Raw genomic sequence first — 1,900 nt, forward strand, 5'->3', positions numbered from 1 at the left:
CCGAATGAAAGCCTGTCCTCAGCATAGTACTGGGAAGGAGGGAGTGACCATCTCATTAAATAAAGCACGTTAAGCCGGTGGCAGTGGTCGCAACGGTCTGAACTTGCCTGCGCCGACCTTGGTGCTGCTGCGCCAGAGGTAATCGCCGGTCAGATTGATGTGTTCCCACCCCAGCGGTGACAGGTATTGAAACAGCGTCTCGTCTACCGGTTTGCCGTGCCCGTTCAAAGCATTGGTTGCCCGTTCCAGATAGGCCGTGTTCCAAAGCACGATGGCCGCCGTTACCAGATTGAGGCCGCTGGCCCGGTAGCGTTGTTGCTCAAAACTGCGGTCGCGGATTTCGCCCAGTCGGTTGAAGAACACCGCCCTGGCCAGCGCGTTGCGCGCCTCGCCTTTGTTGAGTCCGGCCTGCACGCGGCGGCGCAGCTCCACGCTTTGCAGCCAATCCAGTATGAACAGCGTGCGCTCAATGCGCCCCAGCTCGCGCAGTGCAACGGCCAGTCCGTTCTGACGCGGATAGCTGCCGAGCTTGCGCAACATCAGCGAGGCCGTCACCGTACCCTGTTTGATCGAAGTGGCGAACCGCAAGATTTCATCCCAATGGGCGCGTATCTGCTTGATGTTCAGCCGGTCGCTGCTAATCATCGGCTTGAGCGCGTCATAGGCGGCATCGCCCTTTGGGATGAATAGCTTGGTGTCGCCCAGGTCTCGGATACGTGGCGCGAATCGGAAGCCCAGTAGGTGCATCAGGCCGAAGACATGATCAGTAAAGCCCGCTGTGTCGGTGTAGTGCTCCTCGATCCGCAAGTCCGACTCGTGGTACAGCAGGCCATCGAGCACATAGGTTGAATCACGCACGCCGACGTTGACTACCTTGGTGCTGAAGGGCGCGTACTGGTCGGAGATATGGGTATAAAACGTCCGGCCTGGACTGCTTCCATACTTCGGGTTGATATGCCCGGTGCTCTCCGCTTTGCTGCCGGTTCTGAAATTTTGGCCATCCGACGATGACGTGGTGCCATCGCCCCAGTTTCCGGCAAAGGATTGCCGGAACTGCGCGTTGACCAGTTCGGCCAGCGCCGTTGAGTACGTTTCATCCCGGATGTGCCAGGCTTGCAGCCACGACAGCTTGGCGTAAGTCGTGCCTGGGCAGGATTCGGCCATCTTGGTTAGCCCGAGATTGATGCCATCAGCCAGGATCGTCGTCAGCAGCAAGGTTTTGTCCTTGGCCGTGTCGCCGGTCTTCAGATGCGTGAAATGCCGGGTGAAGCCTGTCCACTCATCAACTTCCATCAGCAGTTCGGTAATCTTGACGTGTGGCAGCAGCATCGCCGACTGGTCGATTAGGGCTTGTGCGGTCTCCGGCACCGCCGCGTCCAGCGGCGTGATCTTCAGGCCGGACTCGGTAATGATGGCATCCGGCAGATCATTGGCCGCCGCCATGCGGTTGACGGTGGCAAGCTGCTGTTCCAGCAATGCCAGTCGGTCGTGCAAATACTGATCGCAATCGGTGGCCACTGCCAGCGACAATTCGTTGGCCAGCTTCAGAGTAGCGAACTTCTCGGCCGGCACCAGGTACTCATCAAAGTCCTTGAACTGGCGCGAACCCTGCACCCAGACATCGCCTGATCGCAGCGCGTTCTTTAGCTCTGACAGGGCGCACAGCTCGTAGTAGCGCCGGTCAATGCCATCGTCCGTGAGCACCAGTTTCGCCCAGCGTGGCTTGATGAATGCGGTCGGCGCGTCGGCGGGCACCTTGCGGGCGTTGTCGCTGTTCATGCCGCGAAGCACCTCGATGGCATCGAGTACGCCCTTGGCGGCTGGTGCCGCCCGTAACTTAAGGGGTCCGCTTGGAAAACGGAATCTATGGTCACTCCCGTTTTTGCAACACCGATTTTGA

1 protein-coding gene is annotated in these 1,900 nt (G+C 59.2%); it reads right to left on the bottom strand.

What is annotated here, in order from left to right:
- Positions 1–69 precede the first annotated feature (69 nt).
- A partial coding sequence (locus tag ACOTYN_RS26180; protein ID WP_049256736.1) for a Tn3 family transposase occupies positions 70–1,900 on the bottom strand: 1,831 nt, incomplete at its 5' end.

It is taken from the genome of Enterobacter cloacae complex sp. IR5458 (assembly GCF_049238025.1).
Classification (GTDB): domain Bacteria; phylum Pseudomonadota; class Gammaproteobacteria; order Enterobacterales; family Enterobacteriaceae; genus Enterobacter; species Enterobacter kobei.